Below are 22,341 nucleotides of genomic sequence, written 5' to 3'. Positions count from 1 at the left end.
CCAGTGGATACAGGAAGAGTCCTGAACTTCGCTGGATGATGCGAAGTCAAATCCTCACCGCAAGGCGGGCGACCGAATTGGGTGCCTTAACCTTGCGACACTCACGATTGGAAATTACCAATCCTGCTTGGCGTTACAGGCCACCTCGTCCTTCCCAGTAGGTGGGCGCCCCGTAATACCGGTGGGTTCGAGTTTCCCAGTTTCGATCTTCCCACGAGTCATCGCTGAACTCAGGCGCGTCCCTCAGCTGCTGCTCCGTGATGTTGGTTCGGAAGCCTTCTAGTGACGTGTCATACCTCAGAGCGCCCCAGGGAATGGGGTAATGGCTGTGACCCAAGCCGACAAATCCGCCGAAGCTCATGACGGCATAAGCCACGCGGCCTGACACTTTGTCGATGATGAGGTGATCAATCTCACCGATATTCCTTCCATCTGCTCCATACACCTCGGTTCCCTGAATGTCTTCGCTTGAGATACAGTGATGATCCGGGTGGGCTGTTGCGCGGGCCATGACTTTGTCTCCTTCATAGGTAGTTTTGTCGGCTTAACGCCGCTGCTACGAGGGCGTTCCTGCCTTTAGGCGCACCTGTCGCAGGATCAAGATCCTAACGCCCCTGACATGGACCTCGCGTCGTCGACGTGGACTGTAAGAACTCAAACAGAGGGGGCGCTCGGTGGTCCTTGATGTGACTCCGCGAGGAGAAAAACTCCTCTTGAGCGACCCTATCACACAGCTCGTTCAAGCGATCGCTGCGCTTGAACTTGGTGCAAACAACTTTCGTGATTTGCTTCGCCAAATATTGGCGCAACTCGACGCACGCCGGGATCGTCACCACGCAGATAATTGCCGAAAGTGCGTGGCCAATGTCGGCCCATCCGAAGTCGATCTTCTGTGCTTCAACTTCGAACGTAGAGAGAGTGGTGCTTGATTCCCAAGCCGGACGGATTCAGATGTTCGAGTGCGAATGCCGCGAACAAACGTAGTCTTCGCTTATGGCCCTTCGGCCTCGGCAGACGTCCGCTTTCCCGCCGCCGTTGGGGGGTGAGCAGACATCAGGTGGCTGCTTATGACAGAGCTTGGGCTCAGTTCGGCTCGCTCATGCTTTGCAATAGAGCCATTGCTTCATCGGCCTTGTCGTCAGGCACGAAGAGATGGTCGTGATGGAAGGCCGACACGGCATTGACGCTGATGCCGGCTGCGGCGAGGCGCGCCGTGATCGCTGCCAGGAAACCCACGGCATTGAGCGCGGAGTGGACTGTCAACGTGATCAGGCGCGATTCGAATGCATGGGTTAGTCCTGCCGCTTCGGCCACTTCGCGTGGGATGACCAGCGTCGTCCCTTCCTGCTCGCGAAACGTCAGCAGCGGATTGAGCGCCGCCGAAACGGGCCTGTCCGTTGGGATTGTGCAGAACACGAAGATCCCGGGCCGCAGTTCCGGCTTCATGTGCTTCAGCAGTACGTCGAGATCGCGTTCGCCTGTCACGATCATTCCTGTCACAGCTTTCGGCGGAAGGAATCTCCATCATCCTGAGGCGCCGGAGCCTTGCGGCGCAATTGCGCCGCTAGGCGGAGGCCTCGAAGGATGAACGGCCCGGCTGCATCTCGGCCGTGCATCCTTCGAGCCTCGCTAAGGGCTCGCACCTCCAGCGACAACCGCTTCGCGGTTGCGCGAGGATGACGGAACGAACAACGCCGGCGCAGCCAGATCACTCTTGCGTCCTTTCCGGCCCGTCATACGCGATGCCGCGGATGACGGCGGCACTGCCGAACTTCTTGCGCAGGCTGTCGACGGCGCGCTCGGCATGGGCGGCGCGGCGATCGAGCATGTCGGTGTCGTCGGCGGGGGAGCCGTCGCGCAGTGCGCTGACGCCGGCGCCCATGAGGCGGAAGGCGGTTCCGTCGATCTCCTTCGCCAGCATCTCCCGGCAGATCGAGAAGATCTTTGCGGCGAGCTGCGTCGGCGCCGCGATCGACTGCGAGCGGGTGCGTTGGCGGAAATCGGCGGTCTTCAGCTTCAGTGTGACGGTCGATCCCGCAAGCTCGCTGCTCTTGAGCCGCGCCGACGTCTTTTCGCAGAGCCGCCACAGGATCTTCTCCAGCGATGCGAAATCGCGGATGTCCGTCTCGAAGGTTGTCTCGCTCGAAATCGTCTTGGCGCCGCGGTCGGCTTCGACGCGGCGGTCGTCAATGCCGCGGGCAAGCCGCCACAGCCGGCGGCCGTCGCTCGGAAACTGTCGCATCAGCTCGATCTCATCGGCCTTTTGCAGATCGGCGATGATGCGGAATCCGCGCTGGACGAGGCGTTCTTGCGTTGCGGGTCCGACGCCGAAGATGAAACCGACGGGCTTCTCGGCGAGCATCGCTCGCGCTTCCTCCTGGTCGAGCGCTGCAAAGCCGCGGGGCTTGTCGAGATCGGAGGCGATCTTGGCCAGGAACTTGTTGCAGGAGAGGCCAACCGAAACGGTGATGCCGATATCGCGCTCGACGTTGCGGGCAAAGCGCGCCAGCACCTTTGCCGGGATCATGCCGTGCACGCGCTCGGTGCCGGAGAGATCGAGGAAGGCTTCGTCGATCGAGAGCGGCTCGACCAGCGGCGTCAACGCTTGCATGGCCTGCCGCACCTCGCGGCCAACGCGGACGTACTTGGCCATGTCGGGCGGGATCACCGTCGCATGCGGGCAGGCTTCCAACGCCCTAAACATCGGCATCGCCGAACGTACGCCGTAGGTGCGCGCGATGTAGCAGGCCGCCGAGACTACGCCGCGCTTGCCGCCGCCGATGATGACAGGCCTGTCGGCGATCTCAGGATTGTCGCGCTTCTCGACCGTCGCATAGAAGGCGTCGCAGTCGACATGGGCGATGGTGAGTCCGGCGAGCGCCCGGTGGCGGACGAGGCGAGGGGAACCGCAGGCGGAACAGCGCCGCCCGCCAGTATCCAGATCGGCCAGACAATCCCGGCAGAAGCAGCGGGGTCCGGCCGGATCGAGGGCGCTCACGGCACGTCGCGCTCCCAGGTCCGGTCGCCGAGCGCATCGCCGAGCACCTGCCGCGCTGCGGCAACATTGGTCGGATGCAGCTCCGAGGCCTTGGCAAAGGCCTTCACGGTGGCGTCATCGCGCAGCACGAAATCGAGTACGCTGAGCAGGAAATTCGGGTCCGAAGCGGCGTTCCGGAGGGTCTCCGGACCAACCCCTGTCTCGGTCAGAAACAGACCCAGCCTCTCGGGGTCGGCCGCAACAAAGGAGAGCGCCTGAATCGCAACGATTTCAGCAACTTCGCGGGGGTTGTGAACAGGCTTTTTCAAGGGGCCGGTTTGCCTTTCCGTTAACTTTCGGTGTCTACTTTGGACTATGCCCGAGTCTTGGGACTGAGTCTTCTTGGGACTGAGTCTCGGCGTTGCGTCTTGCGGGCCCCAGACAAGCAACTGGAAACCACATCGCAGAAAGTGGCCCCTCGGGTTTAACGAAACTCAAGCGAATCTGAGGCTAGTTTGAATCCAGTTTTCGAAGCGCCGGAAAGCGGCGCCTGAGGCGTCACATGCATCGGTCGTCAGGACCAAACAGGAGGGCGGGATGGCTAAGACCGTCCTGATCGTGGAAGACAACGAGCTCAACATGAAGCTCTTCCGCGACCTGCTGGAAGCGCACGGCTATCAGACATCAGGCACCAGCAACGGCTACGAGGCGCTCGACCTCGTGCGCAAGATGCGGCCCGACCTGGTGCTTATGGATATTCAATTGCCGCAGGTCTCGGGGCTCGAGGTGACGCGCTGGATCAAGGACGATCCGGAACTGCGCGCCATTCCCGTCGTCGCGGTCACGGCTTTCGCAATGAAGGGCGACGAAGAGCGCATCCGCGAGGGCGGCTGCGAAGCCTATTTGTCCAAGCCGATCTCGGTCGGCAAATTCATCGAGACGGTCCGGCGTTTCATCGGATAGGAAGTGAGTTCAAAGTGTCCGCGCGTATCCTTGTGGTCGACGACGTTCCTGCCAACGTCAAACTGTTAGAGGCCCGTCTCTCCGCCGAATATTTCGACGTGATGACCGCCTCGAACGGCACCGACGCGCTGGCGCTGGCCCGCCGCGCCGAATGCGACATCATCCTGCTCGACGTGATGATGCCCGACATGGACGGATACGAAGTCTGCCGTCGGCTGAAGACCGATCCGGCGACCCACCACATTCCTGTCGTCATGGTGACCGCGCTCGACAGCCCGTCCGACCGCAACCGCGGCCTGGAGGCCGGCGCCGATGACTTCCTGACCAAGCCCGTCTCCGACGTCGTGCTGATCGCGCGCGTGCGCTCGCTGACGCGGCTGAAGATGATGACCGACGAGCTGCGCATGCGCGCCATCACCTCGCTCGAGATCGGCATGCAGGCTCCGGAGCGGACCGCCGTGGCTGACACCGGCAAGGGCGGCCGCATCCTGCTGGTCGATGACCGGGCGACTTCCTATGAGCGTCTCGCGACGCTCCTTGCCGCCGAGCACACCGTCGACGTCGAGCCGAATCCAACCGAAGCGCTGTTCCACGCCGCCGAGGGCAATTACGACCTGCTGATCGTCTCGCTCGACCTGAACAATTTCGACGGCTTGCGGCTTTGCAGCCAGGCCCGTTCGCTCGAGCGCACCCGCCACGTGCCGATCCTCGCGATCGCGGAAGCCGAAAACTCCACGCGGCTGCTGCGAGGTCTCGAGATCGGCGTCAACGACTATCTGCTGCGTCCGATCGACAAGACCGAGCTTCTGGCGCGCACGCGCACCCAGATCCGCCGCCGCCGCTACACCGATCATCTGCGCGACAACGTGCAGAACTCGATCGAGATGGCGATCACCGACGCGCTCACCGGCCTGCACAATCGCCGCTACATGGAGAGCCATCTGGCAACGCTCGCCGAGCAGGCCGCGACGCGCGGCAAGCCCCTGGCGCTGATGATCCTCGACATCGACTATTTCAAGTCGATCAACGACACCTATGGCCACGACGCCGGCGACGACGTGCTGCGGGAATTCGCGGTGCGCGTCCGGAAATCGATCCGCGGTATCGATCTCGCCTGCCGCTATGGCGGCGAGGAATTCGTCATCGTGATGCCCGAGACCGATCTTCACGTCGCCGGCATGGTTGCCGAGCGCCTGCGCCGCTCGATCGCGGGCGAACTGTTCGCGGTCCACAAGGGCACCAAGCGCATCGAGGTCACGATCTCGATCGGCCTCACCACGCTGGAGCAGAAGGGCGAGGCGGTTGCCGATGTCCTCAAGCGCGCCGACACGGCGCTGTACCGTGCCAAGCACGATGGACGCAATCGCGTAGTGTCGCACGCGGCGTGAGGAGAGGGGCGTGGTGCGCGCCTAACACTCAGCTGTCGTCCCTGCGAAGGCAGGGACCCATAACCCCACGGAGGGGTTGCGGAGCGAACTGATCACTCCGAGTCTTCGCCAAACAACCGCCTGTGGTTATGGATCCCGGATCTGCGCTCCGCTTCGCTGCGCTTGTCCGGGATGACAGCGGTTATTGGGGTGAGCGCTTGCTCTTCACACACACCGGCTTCACATCACCACCCACATCCACGCCCGCATTTCGCAGCAGTACCTTCGCGGCTTCCTTCGCCGCGCGCGCCATGGCGGGATCGTCACGCACTAAATCCTGCGCAATCGAGCCGTCGACCAGCAGCACGAGCTGGGTGGCGAGCGCATCGGCGTCCGCAACGCCGAGCTCGGTCAACCGCTCGCGAAACCAGAGGCGGCGGCTTTCCTTGAAGGCGATGGCGATCTTCTTCACGGCGCGGTCGGCGGGGCCGAGCTCGGCCACCGCATTCACGAACGGGCAGCCACGAAAATCTTTCGCCGCAAAACGCCGCTCCAGCGAATCGAATGTGGCGAGGATCTGCTCGACCGGCGGCTTGTCCGAGGGGCGGGCGTGGACGAAGCGGCGCTCCAGATAGGCCGCGATCAGCGCGTCCTTGGAAGGGAAGTGGTTGTAGAGCGTGCGCTTGCTGATCCCGACCTCGGCGGCGATGGTGTCGACGCCGATGGCACGAATGCCTTGCAGATAGAACAGCTTGTCGGCGGTCTGAAGGATCCGCTCTTTCATCGTCTGTGGGGCGGGCGGGGGAGCCATGCGGTCGCGCGCGTCCTGTTCGCTTGACAGTACCGGCCATCTATAGCCTAAGTACACAGGTCTGTGTAATCAAAATCGACGGCAAAAGCAGACGCGGCACGCGTGCCCGCGCCCAAAAGGGAGAAGAAAAATGCCCCTGTTGCAGGTCCTGCGTCCGACATTGCCGATCCTGATCGGCGCTTCGATCATGCTGACGCTGAGCATGGGGCTGCGGCAGTCGCTCGGCATCTTCATGCAGCCGCTGACGCACGACATCCACCTTTCGGTGTCGGACTTCACGCTGGCGCTGGCCGTGCAGAACCTCGCCTGGGGCTTTCTCCAGCCGCTTGCCGGCGCGATGACGGTGCGCTTCGGCTTCCGTCCCATCATGATCGCGGGCGCGCTGATGTACATCGCGGGTCTTGCCTTGATGGCGACCGCGGGCGGGCTCGTCAGCATCATGATCGGCGCCGGCGTGTTGATCGGCACCTCGCTCGCCTGCACCGCGGCTGCGATCGCGATGTCGGTGGCGGCGCGCGCGGTGCCTGCGACGGTGCGCTCGACGGTGCTTGGCATCGTCTCAGGCGCGGGCTCGCTCGGCGCGCTGCTGTCGGCGCCGATCGGGCAGATGCTCAACGAGGGCTTTGGCTGGCGCATCGGGCTCGCCGGCTTCGTCGTCATGTCCGTGCTGATGATCCCCGCCGCGTGGTACGCCGGCCGCGTCGACGCCATTCCGCTGCCGAAGCCGGCGGTCGACGACATCGGCGATGCTACGGCTGCCTCCGTGACCAGGGCGGCGTTCGGCAATGCTTCCTTCGTGGTGATGACGTGCGCCTATCTCGTCTGCGGCATGCAGCTCGTATTTCTCACCACGCATCTGCCGTCGTATCTGGCGATCTGCGGCCTCGATCCCATGCTGAGCGCGCAGACGCTCGGCATGATCGGCGGCTTCAACGTGCTCGGCTCGCTGTTCTTCGGCTGGGCCGGCCAGCGCTGGAACAAGCTGGCGCTCCTGGGCGCGATCTACATCCTGCGCTCGCTCGCGCTCGCCTGGTACTTCACGCTGCCGGCGACACCGTTCTCGACGCTGCTGTTCGGCGCCATCATGGGCTTTCTTTGGATGGGGGTCGGCCCGCTGGTCGCAGGCGCCGTCGCCGAAATGTTCGGCCTGCGCTGGCAGGCCATGATCCAGGGCCTCGCCTTCATGAGCCACCAGATCGGCAGCTTCCTCGGCGCCTACGGAGGAGGGCTGATCTATGACGCCCTCGGCTCCTACGCCCTGGCCTGGCGCATCGGTGTCGCGCTCGGCCTTGCCGGCGGCATCATCCAGGTCGCGTTCGCGCTGATCCGCCCCTCACAGCCGCCGGCGCCGGTGCTGCGGACGGCATAGGGGGTGTGTGGTCGACAAGCGCCCGTTTGGAAATCCAGAGCGGACGCTGTCCACAAGGGCAAGTGGACGCCTTTCGATCGCGTCCCACAAGTGTTTGCTCCGGGAACCTAGAGGGATATTATGCGTTGCCGCGCTGCTCTTGAGAGAGGCACGCCGTCGAACCGCAAACCGTCAATGAGCGCATAATGCTGGTGACGAAAGCGCGCATGCGCCCCATCCGGCTCGTGATAGCAGATCGTCGCCCGATCGTTCTGCAGGGATTTGCGTCGCTGTTTGCGGCAGAGCGTGACTTCGCGATCGTCGCTTCGTGTTCTGACGGAGCCGATTGCCTGAAAGCAATTCGGAAATTGGCGCCGGACCTCGTGCTTGTCGAGGACGGATTTTCAGATGTGACGGCTGCTGAGATGCTCGCCCTCGTCAAGGCCGAAAATATTCCGACACGGCTGGTGTTCTACACTGCGTCCCTCGCACAGGGCGATCTCGCCGCCGCCATCGCGGCGGGGGCTTGCTGTGCGATCTCGATGCGCGAGGAACCCAAAGCGTTGTTGCAGTCCCTGAGGCTGGTTGCACCGATCCCGGAGCGGGCGACGGCCGGCAGGGAAGAAAATGGTGTGTTGGGCGAAACTGGATTGGCGGCGCTGACGGATCAGGAACGCAAGATCATGCGTCTGGTCGCTTGCGGCATGTCGAACAAACAGATCGCGCGCCAACTCAAGGTCTCGACAGGCACCATCAAGGCGCGGCTCAATCAACTATCTACACAGCTCGAGATCAAAAGCCGCACCGAGGTGGCAGCGTTCGCTCTGTCTCGCCTTTACGGTGGGATCGGCGCGCTTGCAGCTCTGATCTACGCCGTGCTGAACGACCTCAAGGCCGCCAACGCATCTGCATTCGGCGAGGCGTCGACCGACACTGTTCCGGTGGTGACCGCAGATGGATCCACCGAGGTCATCACCATCAAGATCGACAACAAGAAGGCGACGCCTGCTTCGGGCAAGACGGCTAAATCCGCGCTCAAAGCCGGCCGCGGAGAAACTCCCATCACCGAGACGCCGGTGCGAGCCGGCAAACTCGTGCAATCCAGCACCGATATAGCCCCGCCGACGATCGCGTCGCAGGCAACCAACGCTGCAAGAGCCGTCTTGGGCAGCTACGGTCCTTTCGTAATGACGGCGGTGGGGATCTGGATTTGCGAGCTGCTGAACAGCGTTGCGCACGCGGCCAATTTTGCCGATGCCGTTTTTGCGCCGGCTTCCGGAGGCAGTGCAGGCGAGTCGGCAGCGCTCGGTCTTAGCGGCAACGCCGATGCGAATCTCGGCAGCCTCGACAATCTCGCTTGGTTGCGTCCTGACATTGATCAATCATTTGCGTTCGAAGCTCCCCGAAGCGATGGCATCGCCGGACATGGCGATGCCAGTCAGATCATCGGTGCGGACGCCGGTGAAGTCAGCGCAAGCAGCATCGCCGCCGCACATGTCGGATCCGGAGCCGCCGACGCCCCGATCGATCATGACGGCTTCGCGCAGACGGCCGCGACCGACGTGTCGGGAAATGGCGAGCATGACAGAACGCAGGCGACCGGAGGAGACGAGTCGAAACCCGGCCAGCCGCAACGTGGTTTGCACGACGGCGAGGACGGCGGCCCAGCCTCCAAGCAGCATGACGAGCAGGGCTCACCGGAGTCCAGTCCCAGTCACGGGCAATCGCAGCGTGATGCGCAGGAGTCGAAAGACGAAACCGGGCTCGCCAAGGGGCATTCCAAGTACGCGTCGTCGGGGGACGAGTTCAATGATGCGCAATCGCAGCGCGATTTACACAAGTCCGATCACGATCCGGCCGCTGCCGGACACGATGCGAGGGATGATGCGAGCCCGGCCGAGGGTGGCAAGTCCGGCCAGTCCGAGCGAGACTTGCACGAGAACGCTCAGGGAAATCCGCACGCGGGATTGAGCGCGCACGCTGGAGCCAATGAAAAAGCGAGCGACGACGCGGGTCCAGCACAAAAGGGAGCTACCCCGCAGCCTGAAGATTCCTTTCATTTCAGGAATGAAATTGCGCCTTCCGGAACTTCAACGATTGCTGAGATGCATGGAGGCCACGGACAGGATTTCATTGGCTATGGTCTGCACACAGCCGCACATGACGGACCGCCGCCAGTGCCGGCTTTCGACCTGATTGGCCCTTCAGACGCAGAGCAAAGCGTCCTGAACCACGCAACAGGCGCTGCACACCATCTGACGCACGATCTACTCGTGTAACGGACTTCGTGCTGCCACACACGCCAAGCGTTCGATGTCAGGCCGCTCTAGCTAGGACGGGCGGCGTTCGCCTTGATCGAGACGGACAGCGGAAGGCGAATAGTCGCCGCGCCAATGGAAACGCGCACGTCCTTGCGTCGCCGCGCTCTATAGCTCAAGAGAAAGTCAGCCCGGTTTCGACAACTCATCCCGGCTTCGTCGCGAGTCCGGTTGATCCCGTTCACTGGGGCGCGCTATCGGGGACGGGGGCTGCGGTCCGGATGAGGTGGCCGTTGCGCAAAAGGGTTCAGCAGGCACATGGCCGAAATTCCTGCAGCGCTGGCTCTACACTCGTCCCATGAACTGTACTGGCACGAAATCCAGGTGCTGCCGCCCCATTCCCATCTCTGAAGGCACACCGGAGAGTTGCCGCCGAACCGCTGTGCGGCAGCCGGAGTCGGCGCGGACATGGTGAACCAGGCAATGAGGAGACAGGGAAGGATACGCATCATGGTCAGCGCGTCCGGTATGGTGCCGGTCGCTTGAATCTCACGCGCGGATTCACATCGCAATAGGTGTTCCACCGGCCGGATGCCGAGGCCAGGCACTGCTCTCGCGTCGAATACATGCATTCGGGGGGACGGCCGAGCTCTCCGCCGAAGACGCACCAGGGATAGTCACGCTCGGCGTGGGCGGCGGGAGAAAAGCCGATGATCATGCAGGCAATCAGTAGGGCGAAGCGCATGGCCGATCCTCCATCTCTGTCAGCCGAACGGCGCCGGAAGAGGTGAACCCTCAGAACATACCCACTCGATGATGATGGCTCAACGATTGTTCGGCAGGGGCACGCGTCAATTCTGCCTAGTGCGACATCGTTCCTGACGAATCGCGACAGCTTGTCATCAGCGCTTAGGAACGTCCGCGCGCAACTTCAGTTGACGCGCACAACCTCAAGGGAGTTGAACATGCGAAAGACCATTTTCTCGGTGGCCATGTGCGCGTTGCTTGCCGGCGCGTCGATCGGTTTCGCCCATGCCCAGACGGGCGGCGGTGGAACGGGCGGAGCCGGTGCAAGCGCCGGCGCTGGAACAGGCGCCAGTGTGGGAGGAGCCGGCACGACCGGCGGCGGATCGAGCAACGGCACGACCGGTATGGGCAACGGTAGCAATGCTGGTTCCGGATCCAACGCCGGCACCAATAGCGGCCAGGGCGGGCCCCAGAATGTTCGTCCGGGTCGGCGCCAGGATCCCACAGGTCGCTGATCGTCTGGCTCGCCGCGCGTCTCGGACACGAGAGCGGAAACGAAAACGGGGCCCGACAGGGCCCCGCAAAACGCTTCAACGTTTCCGCCGATCTTACTTGATCTTGGCTTCCTTGAATTCGACGTGCTTGCGCGCGACCGGGTCATACTTCTTCTTGACCAGCTTGTCGGTCATGGTGCGCGAGTTCTTCTTGGCGACGTAGTAGAAGCCGGTGTCGGCCGAGGACACGAGCTTGACCTTGATGGTGACCGCTTTGGCCATGTTCTGAACCTCAGAAATGAAGGGAATCTGGAGCCGGCCAAACGGCCCGCGTTGGCCGGCAACCTAGCCAGAAACCGCCTGATGTCAAGGTTTTAGGGCTGGAAAACCACTCAAATCGGCCCGATCAGGCCTCGAAGAAGCGGTTTTTCGGCCGCGGAAGGCCCAGATTGTCCCTCAAAGTGGTCCCTTCATACTCTTTCCGGAAAATCCCGCGGCGCTGCAGCTCCGGGACGACCTTGTCGACGAAATCGTCAAGACCGGCGGGCAGGAACGGGAACATGATGTTGAATCCATCAGAACCGCGCCCGACCAGCCATTCCTCCATCTGGTCGGCGATGGTCTTTGCCGTGCCGACGAAGGACAGTCCGCCATATCCGCCGACGCGCTGGGCGAGCTGGCGCACGGTGAGCTTGTCGCGCCTCGCAAGGTCGACCATCCGCTGACGGCCGCTCTTGCTGGCATTGGTCTCCGGGACATCAGGCAATTGGCCATCCGGATCGAAGCCGGAGGCGTCGGTGCCGAGGATGACCGAGAGGGAGGCGATCGCGCTGTCATAGTGCACGCGGCTGTCGAGCAGCGCGCGTTTCTCCTTGGCCTCGTCGACGCTGTCGCCGACCACGACGAAAGCGCCGGGCAGGATCTTCAGATGCTCGGGGTCGCGGCCGATCTTCTCCATCCGCCCCTTGATGTCGGCGTAGAGCTTCTGTCCGTCGGCGAGGCTGCCGCCGCCGGTGAAGACGGCTTCCGCCGTCTCGGCCGCGAGCTGCTTGCCGTCTTCCGAGGCGCCCGCCTGCACGATCACGGGCCAGCCCTGCACGGGGCGGGCGATATTGAGCGGGCCGCGCACCTTCAGATATTTGCCGACATGATCGAGCACGTGCATCTTCGCGGGATCGAAGAACAACCCGCTCTCGACATCGCGCACGAAGGCGTCATCGGCGAAGGAATCCCATAAGTCCGTGACGACGTCGTAGAACTCGCGGGCGCGCTTGTAGCGCTCGGCGTGCTCCATGTGATCGTCGAGACCGAAGTTCAGCGCCGCGTCCGGGTTCGAGGTGGTGACGATGTTCCAGCCGGCGCGGCCGCCGCTGAGATGGTCGAGCGAGGCGAAGCGGCGGGCGACGTGATAGGGCTCGTCGAACGTGGTCGAGCCCGTCGCGATCAGGCCGATGCGCTCTGTGACGGCCGAGAGCGCCGACAGCAGCGTGAACGGCTCGAACGAGGTCACGGTGTGGCTGCGTTTGAGGGCGTTGATCGGCATGTTCAACACGGCGAGGTGATCGGCCATGAAGAAGGCATCGAACTTGCCGGCTTCGAGCTTTTGGATCAGCTGCTTGATATGTGCAAAATTGAAATTGGCGTCGGGCCAGGCCCCGGGATAGCGCCAGGCGCCGGTGTGGATGCTGATCGGGCGCATGAACGCGCCAAGCTTGAGTTGCCGTTGTGCCATCACGCCCAATCCCGTCTGGTGTCGTTGCGGAAAGACATAGGCACGCCTGGGAACTCCGCCATTGGGAGAGGCGGGAAGAATTTTTTGTTTTTGGCGACATGCTGAGCACAATCGCGTCATTCCGGGCTCGGAATGACGGGAGGGGCATCGAACCAATCCATAGTTCGCACCGACCAAGCCATGACCTTCATTCCCCGGGAGATTGTTCATGGCCAGCGCAATGAGCGTAGACGGCGGCGTTGTCCGGATCGATCGTCCGATGCCCTGGTTCGGCCGGCTGTTGTCGCTGCCGCTGCTCGCGGCGAGCGCCTATCTGCTCTGGAACGTCGCGCTCGGCCTCCGCCAGGATTTTACCGGCTTCGGCAGGCTGGCGGACGATCTCGTGCCGGTGCTGGTGTTCACGGGCCTTGGGCTGCTGATCGGCATTCCCGGCGTGATCCTGCTGACGTTCCGCTACTTTGTCGTGCTCAACAAGGCGCTCCGCCAGATCGTCATCACCAGGCAGTTCGGCCCTTTGAATATCCGCAAGCAGCGCGATCTCGCCGAGTATCACTTCATCAGCATTACCGACGACTATGATCCTGAGCTGACGACCTACGACGTCAACCTCTGCGGCAGCAAGGGCACCGAGCCGATCATGCTTCAGAGTTTTACCAGGCGCGAGGAGGCGGACAAGCTCGCCAGCGAGATCGGCCGCGTCTTGAAACTGCCGGCGCGGGACTATGTCGGCACCGAGCCGGATGTGGACGAATAGCGCCGTGCCGTCATTCCGGGGCGCGCCTCTTGGCGCGAGCCCGGAATCCATCCAACGTCAGTCTCTGCGGCCCGATGGATTCCGGGTTCGCGCTATGCGCGCCTCGGAATGACCAGAGAGCTGATCAGCTCAAAATGTCCTTCTGCATCTTGCCGCCGTAGAAATGGAAGAACGGCACCGGCGCATCGTGTCGGAGCGGACCGGTGGCAAGGCGCGTGTCGAGCTCGTTCAGCACGTTGCGCGTCATCGGATGCAGATCGGCGAGCGGTTTTGAGCCGAGCTCGACCCAGACCAGCTCCACCAGCTCGGCATCGGCATGGATCACGCCCTCGACGCGATGGGTGATCGCGGAGGCATCCGCCGTGAAGAAGCGCGTGTCGAAGCGTTTGACGCGGCCGGGCGGGGTGATCGCGCGCGCGATCAGGAACAGGCTGGAGGGATCGGGCAAGAGGCCCGCATCCGCGAACGGCTTCCAGGGGCCTTCGAGCCTGGCCTTGCCCTCAGCTTTGCGTCCGAGGCAGAGGCCGGTCTCCTCGCAGGCTTCGCGGATCGCGGCAATTGCCAACGATTTTGCGCGCGAGGCCGGGGTCTTCGGGCTGCCCTTGGCGAGATTGGCTTCCAGCTCCGCGGTGATGGGCGCGGCAACCGGCACACGATGATCGTCCTTGTCGACGCGTCCGCCCGGGAAGACGAACTTGCCGGGCATGAACACCACCTTGTCGTGGCGCTTGCCGACCAGCACCTTTGGCACCGAGCTGCTGCGATCGACCAGGATGAGTGTTGCCGCGTCCCGAGGACGAAAATAGGGATGGTGATCGGCTTCCTTCTCCTCGTGGACCTTGGCCTTGTCAGCTGCCTGCGCCGTATCCGTCATATCCTCACCAGAACTGTTCTTGCTTATTCAGTCTACACGGGCGGAATACCATCCGGCGGATTGTCGTCAAACCCGTGCATGCGCAGAGCCCATTGCAAGCCGACCACAGCTCCCTTCACGGGCTGCAACAGCCCTAGGGAAGCGAAGAAGGTGAAGGGCAAATAGGCGGCAAAGCTGAGCCAAACCGGAGTGGTGTAGTTGGTCTCGATCCAGAGGATCGTGGGCACCACGATATGCCCGACGATGACGATCACGAGATAGGCGGGCAGGTCGTCGGCGCGATGCGGCGTGAAGTCGAGGCCGCAGGCCGCGCAATTGTCGGCGGTCTTCAGGAAAGCACGAAACAGCTTTCCCTCGCCGCAGCGCGGGCAGCGACCGCGAAAGCCGCGCTTCATCGCGGCAAAGACGTCGCGCTTCTCGACGAGGCCGGTCTCGCGCGTCCAGATCTTTGGAGCTGTGCTCATCGTCACCATGCCTTGCCCTTCTTGCCTTTGCTCTTGCCCTTGCTCTTTCCCTTGCCCTTCGCTTTGCCGGATTTTGGCTTAGGCGGCTTGCGTTTCTTATCCGGGCTGCGTCCGGGATGCGCCTTGAACGAGGGGCGGCGTTGCCCGCCGGGACGCCTGCGCTCGCGCGGGCTGGTCTCGCTGGAGGATGACAGCAGCTCGAAACGCAGCGCGCCGGCGACGGGAGCAGCTTCGATCAGGCGGACGTCGACGACGTCGCCGAGCTGGTACATGGTGCCGCTGCGCGTGCCGATCAGCGCGTGGCGGCTCTCGTCGTAGTTGAAATATTCCGTGCCGAGGGATCTGATCGGGATAAGCCCGTCGGCACCGGTCTCGCTCAGCTTCACGAACAGCCCTGCGCGGGTGACGCCGGAGACGCGGCCCTGGAAGCTCGCGCCGATGCGGTCGGCAAGGTGATGGGCGATCAGGCGGTCGACGGTCTCGCGCTCCGCCTTCATCGCGCGCCGTTCTGTGAGCGAAATATGCGCGGCGACCTCGCCGAGCGATTCCGGCGTCTCGCTGTCGGGCAGGGCGCCTTCGCCGAGGTCGAGCGCGCGCACCAGCGCGCGGTGCACGACGAGGTCGGCATAGCGGCGGATCGGCGAGGTGAAATGCGCGTAACGTCGCAAGTTCAGGCCGAAATGCCCGTAGTTCTCGGAGGAGTATTCGGCTTGCGCCTGGGCGCGCAAGACCACCTCGCTGACGAGAGGGTAGTAGTCGTGGCCTTCGAGCTGGGCCAGGACGCGGTTGAACAAGGTCGGACGCAGCGCGCCTGATTTGGCGAAGGGAACGTCGAGCGTCTCCAGGAATTCGGAGAGCGCGTGGACCTTCTCCAGCGTCGGCTCGTCATGCACGCGATAGATCAACGGGAGCGACTTCTTCTCCAGCATCTCGGCCGCGGCGACGTTGGCGAGGATCATGAACTCCTCGATCAGCTTGTGCGCGTCGAGTCGTTCAGGGACGACGACGCGGTCGACCGTGCCGTCGCTCTTGAGGAGAATCTTGCGTTCGGGCAGATCGAGATTGAGCGGATCGCGCTCGTCGCGTGCACGCTTGACGCACGCGTAAGCTGCATAGAGCGGTTTCAGGATCGGATCGAGCAGGGGACCGGTGGTGTCATCAGGCCGACCATCGATTGCGGCCTGCGCCTGCGCGTAGTTCAGCTTGGCGGCCGAACGCATCAGGATACGATGAAAGCTGTGCGAGCGCTTGCGGCCGTCAGGGGCGATGATCATGCGCACCGCGAGCGCGCCGCGCGGCTCGCCCGGCACCAGCGAGCACAGATTGTTGGAGATGCGCTCGGGCAGCATCGGCACGACGCGGTCGGGGAAATAGACCGAATTGCCGCGGTCGAGTGCGTCGCGGTCGAGCGCGGTGCCCGGCCGCACGTAAAAACTCACGTCGGCGATGGCAACGTCGACGATGAAGCCGCCCTTGTTGTTCGGATCGGGATCGGGTTGCGCATGCACCGCGTCGTCGTGATCCTTGGCGTCGGGCGGATCGATGGTGACGAGCGGGACGTCGCGCCAGTCCTCGCGCCCCTTCAGATTGGCGGGCTCTGCCGCTTCCGCGTCGCGCATCGCGGCGGAAGAGAATTGCAAGGGGATGTCATGGGCGTAGATCGCGATCAGGCTGATCGCCTTCTCGCTCTTGACCGAGCCGAGCTTCTCTTTCACGCGGCCGGAGGCGAGGCCAAAGCTGCGGGTGCGGACGATATCGACGCTGACGAGGTCGCCGTCCTGCGCGCCCTTGGTGTCGGCGGCGGCGATGTTCAGCTCGCGGTCCGCCATCTTCTTGTCGACGGGCACGAGCCGTCCGCCGCCCTCGGGGAGCTCGCGGAACACGCCGAGGATGCGGCTCTTGGCCTTGTCGAACACCTTGATGACGCGGCCGCGATAGGCTGGTCCTTCGGTCTCGTCCGTGCGTTCGACCCGCAGCAGAGCGCGATCGCCGACGCCGGCGGCGGTGCCGGGCTTGGGCCGGCGCGGCATCTCGATGAGGATCTTCGGCGGCTCGCCGCTCTCGACTTCGTCCCACTCTGTGGGAGAGGCAATCAGCTCGCCGTCGCGGTCACGGCCGATGATGTCGGCGACCAAGGTCGGCGGCAGGCTGTCCGGCTCGGAGACCGTGTGGCGTTTTTTCTTGATGGTGCCGTCATCGGCAAGCTCGCGCAAAATGCGCTTGAGCTCGATGCGATCGGCGTTCTTCAAGCCGAACTCGCGCGCGATGTCGCGGGTTCCGACCTTTCCTGGATGTGCCTTGATGAAGGCGACGATGGCCTGCCTGTCGGGAAAGCCATGGTCATTCTTGCGTTTCACTTAACCTCTAATTGGTGCCGGCACTCTTCTTGGCCGGAGCTTTGGCTGCGCCAGCCGACTTGGTCGCCGAGGTCTTGACTGCTGAAGTCTTGGCCGTCGGCGCCACGCCTGCGCGCGCCTTGCTGGTGGATTCGGTTTTCGGTTTGGCCGCTTTCTTCGCGGCCGCTTTCTTTGGCTTCGGCGCGGCGTCCTCGCCGTCCGCAGCTTTCTCTGCAGCCTTCCTGGCCTTGGCCGGCTTCGCTGCCTTCTTTGCCTTGGTCTTGCCGCCACCCTTGGCCGCGCGCTCGTCGATCAACGCGATCGCCTGTGCCAGCGTGACGGTGTCCTTTTCGAACTCGGCCGGGATCGTCGCGTTGACGCCGCCCGCGGTGACGTAGGCGCCATAGCGGCCACTCTTCACGGTGACGGTGCCGAGCGTCGGATGATCGCCGAGCGCCTTGCCGGGATCGGCGCCGAAGCGACGGCTCGGCCCCTTGGCGACCTTCTCCGCGATCAGCGTCACGGCGCGGTTGAGGCCGATGTCGAAGACTTCGTCGCCGGCCTCGAGGCTGGCATAGGTCTTCTCGTGCTTCACGAATGGCCCGAATCGGCCGAGGCCCGCCGTGATCGGCTGGCCGGTCTCCGGATGCTTGCCGATCTCGCGCGGCAGCGACAACAGCTTCAGCGCAAGCTCGAGGTCGACATCGCTGGGCGAGGTGCCCTTGGGGATGCCGGCGCGCTTCGGCTTCTCGCCTTCCTCATAATCCTTCTGCTCGCCGAGCTGGATGTAGGGGCCGAAGCGGCCGGCCTTCACCCAGACATCGCGGCCCGTGTCAGGATCCTGGCCGAGCGAACGGTCGGCAGTCTGCTCGCTGTCGGCGGCGAGCTGCCGCGTGTAGCGGCACTCCGGATAGTTGGAGCAGCCGACGAAGGCGCCGAACTTGCCGGCCTTCAAATTGAGCCGCCCAGTGCCGCAGCTCGGGCACTGCCTGATGTCGCCGCCATCGGCACGCGGCGGATAGATGTGCTGGCCGAGCATCTCGTCGAGCACGTCGAGTACTTGTGCGACGCGCAGATCCTTGATCTCGTCGACGGCGCCGATGAAGCCGGTCCAGAAATCCTTCAGCACCTGCTGCCAGGAGATCTCGTTGTTGGAGATGCGGTCGAGCTGCTCCTCCAGATTGGCCGTAAAATCATATTCGACGTAGCGGTTGAAGAAGCTTTCGAGGAACGCGACCACGACGCGGCCCTTGTCCTCGCCGTGCAAGCGCTTCTTCTCCAGCTTGACGTAGCCGCGGTCCTTCAGCACCTGGAGGATCGAGGCATAGGTCGAGGGTCGGCCGATGCCGAGCTCTTCCATGCGCTTGACCAGCGAAGCCTCCGAGAAGCGCGGCGGCGGCTCGGTGAAATGCTGGGTAACGGACAGCGAGTCGCGCTTGATCGCCTCGCCCTGGCTCATCGCGGGCAGGCGGCGGGAGTCTTCGTCCTCCTCGTCGTCGCGGCCTTCCTGGTAGAGCGTCAGGAAGCCGTCGAACTTGACGACCTGGCCGGTGGCGCGCAGCTCCAGGGTGCGCCCGCCGGCCTTCGCCGTGATGTCGACGGTGGTGCGCTCAAGCTCGGCGGATTCCATCTGGCTCGCGATGGTGCGCTTCCAGATCAATTCATACAGCCGCGCCTGATCGGCATCGAGCTTGCGGTTCATGCTATCAGGACGACGGGAGAGGTCGGTCGGGCGGATCGCCTCGTGCGCTTCCTGGGCGTTCTTGGCCTTGGCCTGGTACTGGCGCGGGGCGTCAGGGACATAGGCCTTGCCGTAATCCTCGCCGATCACCTTGCGCGCCTGGGTAATCGCCTCGGGGGCGATCTGCACGCCGTCGGTACGCATATAAGTAATGAGTCCGGTGGTCTCGCCGCCGATGTCGATGCCTTCATACAGGCGCTGGGCGATACGCATCGTGTGTGCGGGCGCAAAGCCGTATTTGCGGCTGGCTTCCTGCTGTAGCGTCGAGGTGGTGAAGGGTGCCTGCGGATTGCGCCGCGCCGGCTTGGCATCGACCGCCGTGACCGCATAGGTCGCCAGTTCCAGCGCCTTCTTGAAGTCTTCGGCTTCCGCACCGGTGCCGATGTCGAGACGCTGGATCTTCTTGCCGTCGGCGCCGACCAGGCGCGCCTCGAAGGCCTCGCCCCGCGGCGTCAGCAGCGTCGCGATCAGCGACCAGTACTCACGCGGCACGAACTTTTCGATCTCGAGCTCGCGGTCGCAGACGAGGCGCAGCGCCACCGACTGCACGCGGCCGGCCGAGCGGGCACCCGGCAGCTTGCGCCAGAGCACGGGGGAGAGGGTGAAGCCAACCAGGTAGTCCAGCGCGCGGCGCGCCATATAGGCGTCGACCAGCGCGCCGTCGATCTGGCGCGGATGCTTCATCGCGTCCGTGACGGCCTGCTTGGTAATGGCGTTGAACACCACGCGCTCGATCTTCTGATCCTTCAGCGCGCGCTTCTCCTTCATCACCTCCAGCACATGCCACGAGATGGCCTCGCCCTCGCGATCAGGGTCGGTGGCCAGAATCAGGCGGTCGGCGCCCTTCAGGGATTTGGCGATGTCGTTGAGCCGGCCGGCCGCCTTGGGGTCGACCTCCCAGATCATCTTGAAATTGGCCTCGGGATCGACGGAACCGTTCTTCGCGGGGAGGTCGCGGACATGGCCGAACGAGGCCAGAACCTCATAGGACGAGCCCAAATATTTGTTGATCGTCTTGGCTTTCGCCGGCGACTCCACAATAACGATATTCATGTAGTTCCAGTAACTTACGGGAAAATCTGAGGCCGAAATCGACAAGATTCGGGTCGGCCGTTTCGCCCCGAACATGGGTGGTGAGGCCGCCGCTGTCAAATCGAGGGGTGTTGAAACCCGGCGAATCAAGAAAAGTTTCATATCGAGAAAGTTGCGAAATACCACCTTGGAGTTGTGGCCGATGTCGGCGTAGTGTCCCGTGGGGGCATGGATTCGGGTGGGGCTGGTGGCAAAGCCGGGAAAGAGACGGGCTCGCGCCGCTTCAGGCGCGCGGGGAGGCTCCAGCAGCGAGGAACCAGGAGAGGGCGGCGTCGATGAAGCCGTGGCCTTCATCGCCGAGCAGGTCGGCGCTTTGCGCAAGCTCGCCGAGCGGCACAAGCTCGATGTGCTGCATTATCTCTTGGGCATGACCAAGCTCGAAGCCGACGAGCACCTGCGGCTCCGGAGCAGGCGCAAGCTGTCCTGAGGGTTGGCTATTGCTCCGCAATCCCCGCGAAAGCTGGGAATCCAGTACGCCGCGGCCTATCGAGGAATCAGGGCCGTCTCTGGAATACTGGATCGCCTGCCCTCGCGGGCGATGACACCGGGTGTGGAGTGGCGGCTGCTCCAGAGTGACTAGCACTCGCTGATCACGCCGACCGCCGTCGAGGCGCAGGGCGCGGCTTCAGCGTGGTCTCGGCCGGGCTGAGCAATCGCCCGTCTTCCGCGCGCATTTCGAGCTTCTTCACCGGGCGACCTTTGGCCCGATCGACGAGGATGGTTGCGATCTCCTCGGGGTGATCGTCGAATTCCTCGCTCCATTGCCGGAGCGCGACCAGGATCGGGAAGGTGCCGTGGCCCTTCGGCGTCAGCACGTATTCCTGGTAGGCGCTGCCGTCAGAGGCGGGTGCGGTCGCGAGAATGCCGTGGTCGACGAGGGAGCGCAGCCGCGCGGCCAAGATGTTCTTGGCCATGCCGAGCTTGTTCTGGAATTCGCCGAAGCGGCGCAGCCCGAACAGCGCCTCGCGAATGATCAGGAGCGACCACCAGTCGCCGAGCGCCTCAAGCGAGCGCGCGATCGGGCATGAATCGCCTTCGAAGCTCGTTCGTTTCACCATCGCCTTCATCCTGTCGCGTTCGCACGGCTTCAGGGCCGATCACGCGCTTGTGTGGTTGCATTATAAAACCATGAAGCCTAGATGGCAATCTGGTTTAATCATGCAACTACTCGGAGGCGAGCGTGAGACTGAAAGGCAAGACGGCCCTGATTACCGGCGGCAATGGCGGCATCGGATTGGCGACGGCAAAGTTGTTCGTGGCCGAGGGGGCAAAGGTGATCATCACCGGACGCAACAAGGCAACGCTGGATGCGGCTGCGAAGGAGTTGGGGCCGCATGCGCTGGCCGTTGTGGCTGATGCCACTGACATCGCCGCGACCGAGGCTGCGATCAAGCAGGGCGCCGAAAAATTCGGCAAGCTCGACATCGTGTTCGCCAATGCCGGCATCCCCGGCAGCACGCCGCTCGGCTCGGCGACGCTGGAGACGTTCGAGAAAGTGATCAGCACCAACCTGACCGGCGTGTTCTTCACGGTGCAATCGGCGCTGCCTTATCTCAACGACAACGCCTCGATCATCCTCAACGGCTCGGTGATCTCAGTGCTCGGCATTCCCGGCTACTCGGCCTACGGCGCGGCGAAGGCGGGCGTGCGGGCGATGGCGCGGATCATGGCTTCGGAACTGTCGCCGCGCGGCATCCGCGTCAACGTGGTCGCGCCCGGCGCGATCCGCACGCCGATCTGGGGCGCGGCCATCGCAACGCCCGAAGCCGAGAAGGCGTTCGAGACGCGGATTGGGCTGATGACGCCGCTTGGCCGCATTGGCGAGCCGGACCACATTTCGAAGACAGTGCTGTTCCTGGCCTCGGACGATGCCGCGCACATTCAGGGCCAGGAGATCTTCGTCGATGGCGGCGCGGTGGCCTCGCCGAGCGGCGCGCCGATCTATCGCGGTTGATCAGGTGATCTGAAAACTGATCGGCTGGCGCACTTCCGCAAACGGTTGCGCCGGCCGGTTCCCTCGTCTGGCGAGATGTATTTTCGGAAGTTTGCGTGATGTATTGAACCTTCGCGTCCAACGCAAAGACCCTTCTACGAGCCGGGGATCAAAAGACTCATTTTTAAAAAGGAGTCCGTTATGCCGAAAGCAGCCCCCATTGCTTCGCCGATTTCAGCACCGCGTATTTACACTGAACACTCCGCGGTTCCGGCCAAACACTCCGAGGCATCAGAGTTCATCGGGGTTGCCATTTTTTCGGGTATCGGCCTGCTCATGTCGCTCGTTGTCGTCATCCTGGGCGTTCAAGGCTTCTGGTTTTAACTTCGTCGGCCATCGGCCGGGCATCAGCCGCCGCAGATACTTTGGCGGCTGATGATGTCGGCGTGG

23 protein-coding genes are annotated in these 22,341 nt (G+C 63.4%); 9 read left to right on the top strand and 14 right to left on the bottom strand.

Features of this window, described 5'->3' with window-relative positions:
• Positions 1-133 precede the first annotated feature (133 nt).
• The 4 genes from BM374_RS09365 to BM374_RS09345 all read right to left on the bottom strand — a co-directional run bounded on the left by BM374_RS09365 (position 134) and on the right by BM374_RS09345 (position 3,306).
• A complete protein-coding gene (locus BM374_RS09365) occupies positions 134-511 on the bottom strand; it encodes a PRC-barrel domain-containing protein (RefSeq protein WP_092291183.1) in 378 nt (125 codons plus the stop codon).
• Between the two features lie 572 nt (positions 512-1,083).
• Positions 1,084-1,485 carry an ACT domain-containing protein gene (locus BM374_RS09355; RefSeq protein WP_092291900.1) on the bottom strand — a complete coding sequence of 134 codons (402 nt, stop codon included), beginning with the start codon at positions 1,483-1,485 and terminating at the stop codon, positions 1,084-1,086.
• Positions 1,486-1,708: 223 nt separating this feature from the next.
• Positions 1,709-2,998, bottom strand: coding sequence for a DNA polymerase IV (locus BM374_RS09350; RefSeq protein ID WP_092291179.1), 1,290 nt, complete (start codon positions 2,996-2,998; stop codon positions 1,709-1,711).
• Positions 2,995-3,306 (bottom strand): DUF3572 domain-containing protein, encoded by a 312-nt coding sequence (locus tag BM374_RS09345; protein ID WP_092291177.1) that lies wholly within the window; start codon positions 3,304-3,306, stop codon positions 2,995-2,997. The genes BM374_RS09350 and BM374_RS09345 overlap by 4 nt, the downstream gene beginning before the upstream one ends.
• A 268-nt stretch (positions 3,307-3,574) precedes the next feature.
• On the opposite strand from BM374_RS09345, the gene BM374_RS09340 reads away from it, so the two are divergent.
• Both BM374_RS09340 and BM374_RS09335 read left to right on the top strand, forming a co-directional pair.
• A complete protein-coding gene (locus BM374_RS09340; RefSeq protein WP_008566616.1) occupies positions 3,575-3,940 on the top strand; it encodes a response regulator in 366 nt (121 codons plus the stop codon).
• A 14-nt stretch (positions 3,941-3,954) separates the two neighbouring features.
• Entirely contained in the window at positions 3,955-5,328 is a 1,374-nt protein-coding gene (locus BM374_RS09335) for a PleD family two-component system response regulator (protein WP_092291175.1), read from the top strand.
• A 181-nt stretch (positions 5,329-5,509) separates the two neighbouring features.
• Here the strand turns inward: BM374_RS09335 and BM374_RS09330 are convergent, their stop codons facing one another.
• Entirely contained in the window at positions 5,510-6,118 is a 609-nt protein-coding gene (locus BM374_RS09330; RefSeq protein ID WP_092291173.1) for a TetR/AcrR family transcriptional regulator, read from the bottom strand.
• 130 nt (positions 6,119-6,248) lie between these two features.
• On the opposite strand from BM374_RS09330, the gene BM374_RS09325 reads away from it, so the two are divergent.
• Entirely contained in the window at positions 6,249-7,487 is a 1,239-nt protein-coding gene (locus BM374_RS09325; RefSeq protein WP_092291171.1) for an MFS transporter, read from the top strand.
• A gap of 185 nt (positions 7,488-7,672) precedes the next feature.
• The gene (locus BM374_RS09320) at positions 7,673-9,745 is read left to right on the top strand and encodes a LuxR C-terminal-related transcriptional regulator (protein WP_092291169.1); all 2,073 of its coding nucleotides are present in this window, start codon (positions 7,673-7,675) and stop codon (positions 9,743-9,745) included.
• A gap of 233 nt (positions 9,746-9,978) precedes the next feature.
• Here the strand turns inward: BM374_RS09320 and BM374_RS09315 are convergent, their stop codons facing one another.
• Positions 9,979-10,194, bottom strand: a complete 216-nt coding sequence (locus BM374_RS09315; RefSeq protein ID WP_244552573.1) for a DUF3551 domain-containing protein — start codon at positions 10,192-10,194, stop codon at positions 9,979-9,981.
• Between the two features lie 44 nt (positions 10,195-10,238).
• Positions 10,239-10,469, bottom strand: a complete 231-nt coding sequence (locus tag BM374_RS09310; protein WP_092291167.1) for a DUF3551 domain-containing protein — start codon at positions 10,467-10,469, stop codon at positions 10,239-10,241.
• 220 nt (positions 10,470-10,689) lie between these two features.
• Between BM374_RS09310 and BM374_RS38495 the strand changes: the two genes are divergently transcribed.
• A complete protein-coding gene (locus tag BM374_RS38495) occupies positions 10,690-10,986 on the top strand; it encodes a hypothetical protein (protein ID WP_177248189.1) in 297 nt (98 codons plus the stop codon).
• A 93-nt stretch (positions 10,987-11,079) separates the two neighbouring features.
• Here BM374_RS38495 and rpmG read toward each other — a convergent pair whose 3' ends face one another.
• Together rpmG and BM374_RS09295 are read right to left on the bottom strand one after the other, a co-directional pair.
• The gene (gene rpmG, locus BM374_RS09300; RefSeq protein ID WP_057756569.1) at positions 11,080-11,247 is read right to left on the bottom strand and encodes a 50S ribosomal protein L33; all 168 of its coding nucleotides are present in this window, start codon (positions 11,245-11,247) and stop codon (positions 11,080-11,082) included.
• Positions 11,248-11,371: 124 nt separating this feature from the next.
• On the bottom strand, positions 11,372-12,697 hold the full coding sequence (locus BM374_RS09295) for an LLM class flavin-dependent oxidoreductase (protein ID WP_092291163.1): 1,326 nt from the start codon (positions 12,695-12,697) through the stop codon (positions 11,372-11,374).
• Between the two features lie 208 nt (positions 12,698-12,905).
• On the opposite strand from BM374_RS09295, the gene BM374_RS09290 reads away from it, so the two are divergent.
• Positions 12,906-13,451: a hypothetical protein gene (locus tag BM374_RS09290; protein ID WP_092291161.1), complete on the top strand. Its 546-nt coding sequence runs from the start codon at positions 12,906-12,908 to the stop codon at positions 13,449-13,451.
• Between the two features lie 124 nt (positions 13,452-13,575).
• Here BM374_RS09290 and BM374_RS09285 read toward each other — a convergent pair whose 3' ends face one another.
• Genes BM374_RS09285 through topA form a run of 4 tightly spaced genes read right to left on the bottom strand, consistent with a single transcriptional unit; the run spans position 13,576 to position 19,919 of the window.
• Positions 13,576-14,325 (bottom strand): NUDIX hydrolase, encoded by a 750-nt coding sequence (locus BM374_RS09285; RefSeq protein WP_092291159.1) that lies wholly within the window; start codon positions 14,323-14,325, stop codon positions 13,576-13,578.
• A 32-nt stretch (positions 14,326-14,357) separates the two neighbouring features.
• The gene (locus tag BM374_RS09280) at positions 14,358-14,798 is read right to left on the bottom strand and encodes a DUF983 domain-containing protein (RefSeq protein ID WP_092291157.1); all 441 of its coding nucleotides are present in this window, start codon (positions 14,796-14,798) and stop codon (positions 14,358-14,360) included.
• The gene (rnr, locus tag BM374_RS09275) at positions 14,792-17,146 is read right to left on the bottom strand and encodes a ribonuclease R (protein ID WP_092291155.1); all 2,355 of its coding nucleotides are present in this window, start codon (positions 17,144-17,146) and stop codon (positions 14,792-14,794) included. Before rnr ends, BM374_RS09280 begins: the two co-directional genes overlap by 7 nt.
• 7 nt (positions 17,147-17,153) lie before the next feature.
• A complete protein-coding gene (gene topA, locus BM374_RS09270; protein WP_092291153.1) occupies positions 17,154-19,919 on the bottom strand; it encodes a type I DNA topoisomerase in 2,766 nt (921 codons plus the stop codon).
• 322 nt (positions 19,920-20,241) lie between these two features.
• Between topA and BM374_RS39335 the strand changes: the two genes are divergently transcribed.
• Entirely contained in the window at positions 20,242-20,385 is a 144-nt protein-coding gene (locus BM374_RS39335) for a hypothetical protein (protein ID WP_244552562.1), read from the top strand.
• 163 nt (positions 20,386-20,548) lie between these two features.
• Here BM374_RS39335 and BM374_RS09260 read toward each other — a convergent pair whose 3' ends face one another.
• Positions 20,549-21,016, bottom strand: coding sequence for a winged helix-turn-helix transcriptional regulator (locus tag BM374_RS09260; protein ID WP_092291894.1), 468 nt, complete (start codon positions 21,014-21,016; stop codon positions 20,549-20,551).
• A gap of 122 nt (positions 21,017-21,138) precedes the next feature.
• On the opposite strand from BM374_RS09260, the gene BM374_RS09255 reads away from it, so the two are divergent.
• Complete coding sequence (locus BM374_RS09255; RefSeq protein ID WP_092291151.1) at positions 21,139-21,912, top strand: glucose 1-dehydrogenase; 774 nt, start codon at positions 21,139-21,141, stop codon at positions 21,910-21,912.
• 180 nt (positions 21,913-22,092) lie between these two features.
• Complete coding sequence (locus BM374_RS09250) at positions 22,093-22,275, top strand: hypothetical protein (RefSeq protein ID WP_092291149.1); 183 nt, start codon at positions 22,093-22,095, stop codon at positions 22,273-22,275.
• The last annotated feature ends 66 nt before the right edge of the window (positions 22,276-22,341 follow it).

It is taken from the genome of Bradyrhizobium sp. Ghvi, from assembly GCF_900115265.1.
GTDB lineage: Bacteria > Pseudomonadota > Alphaproteobacteria > Rhizobiales > Xanthobacteraceae > Bradyrhizobium.
This window is presented reverse-complemented; position numbering and strand designations above follow the sequence as displayed.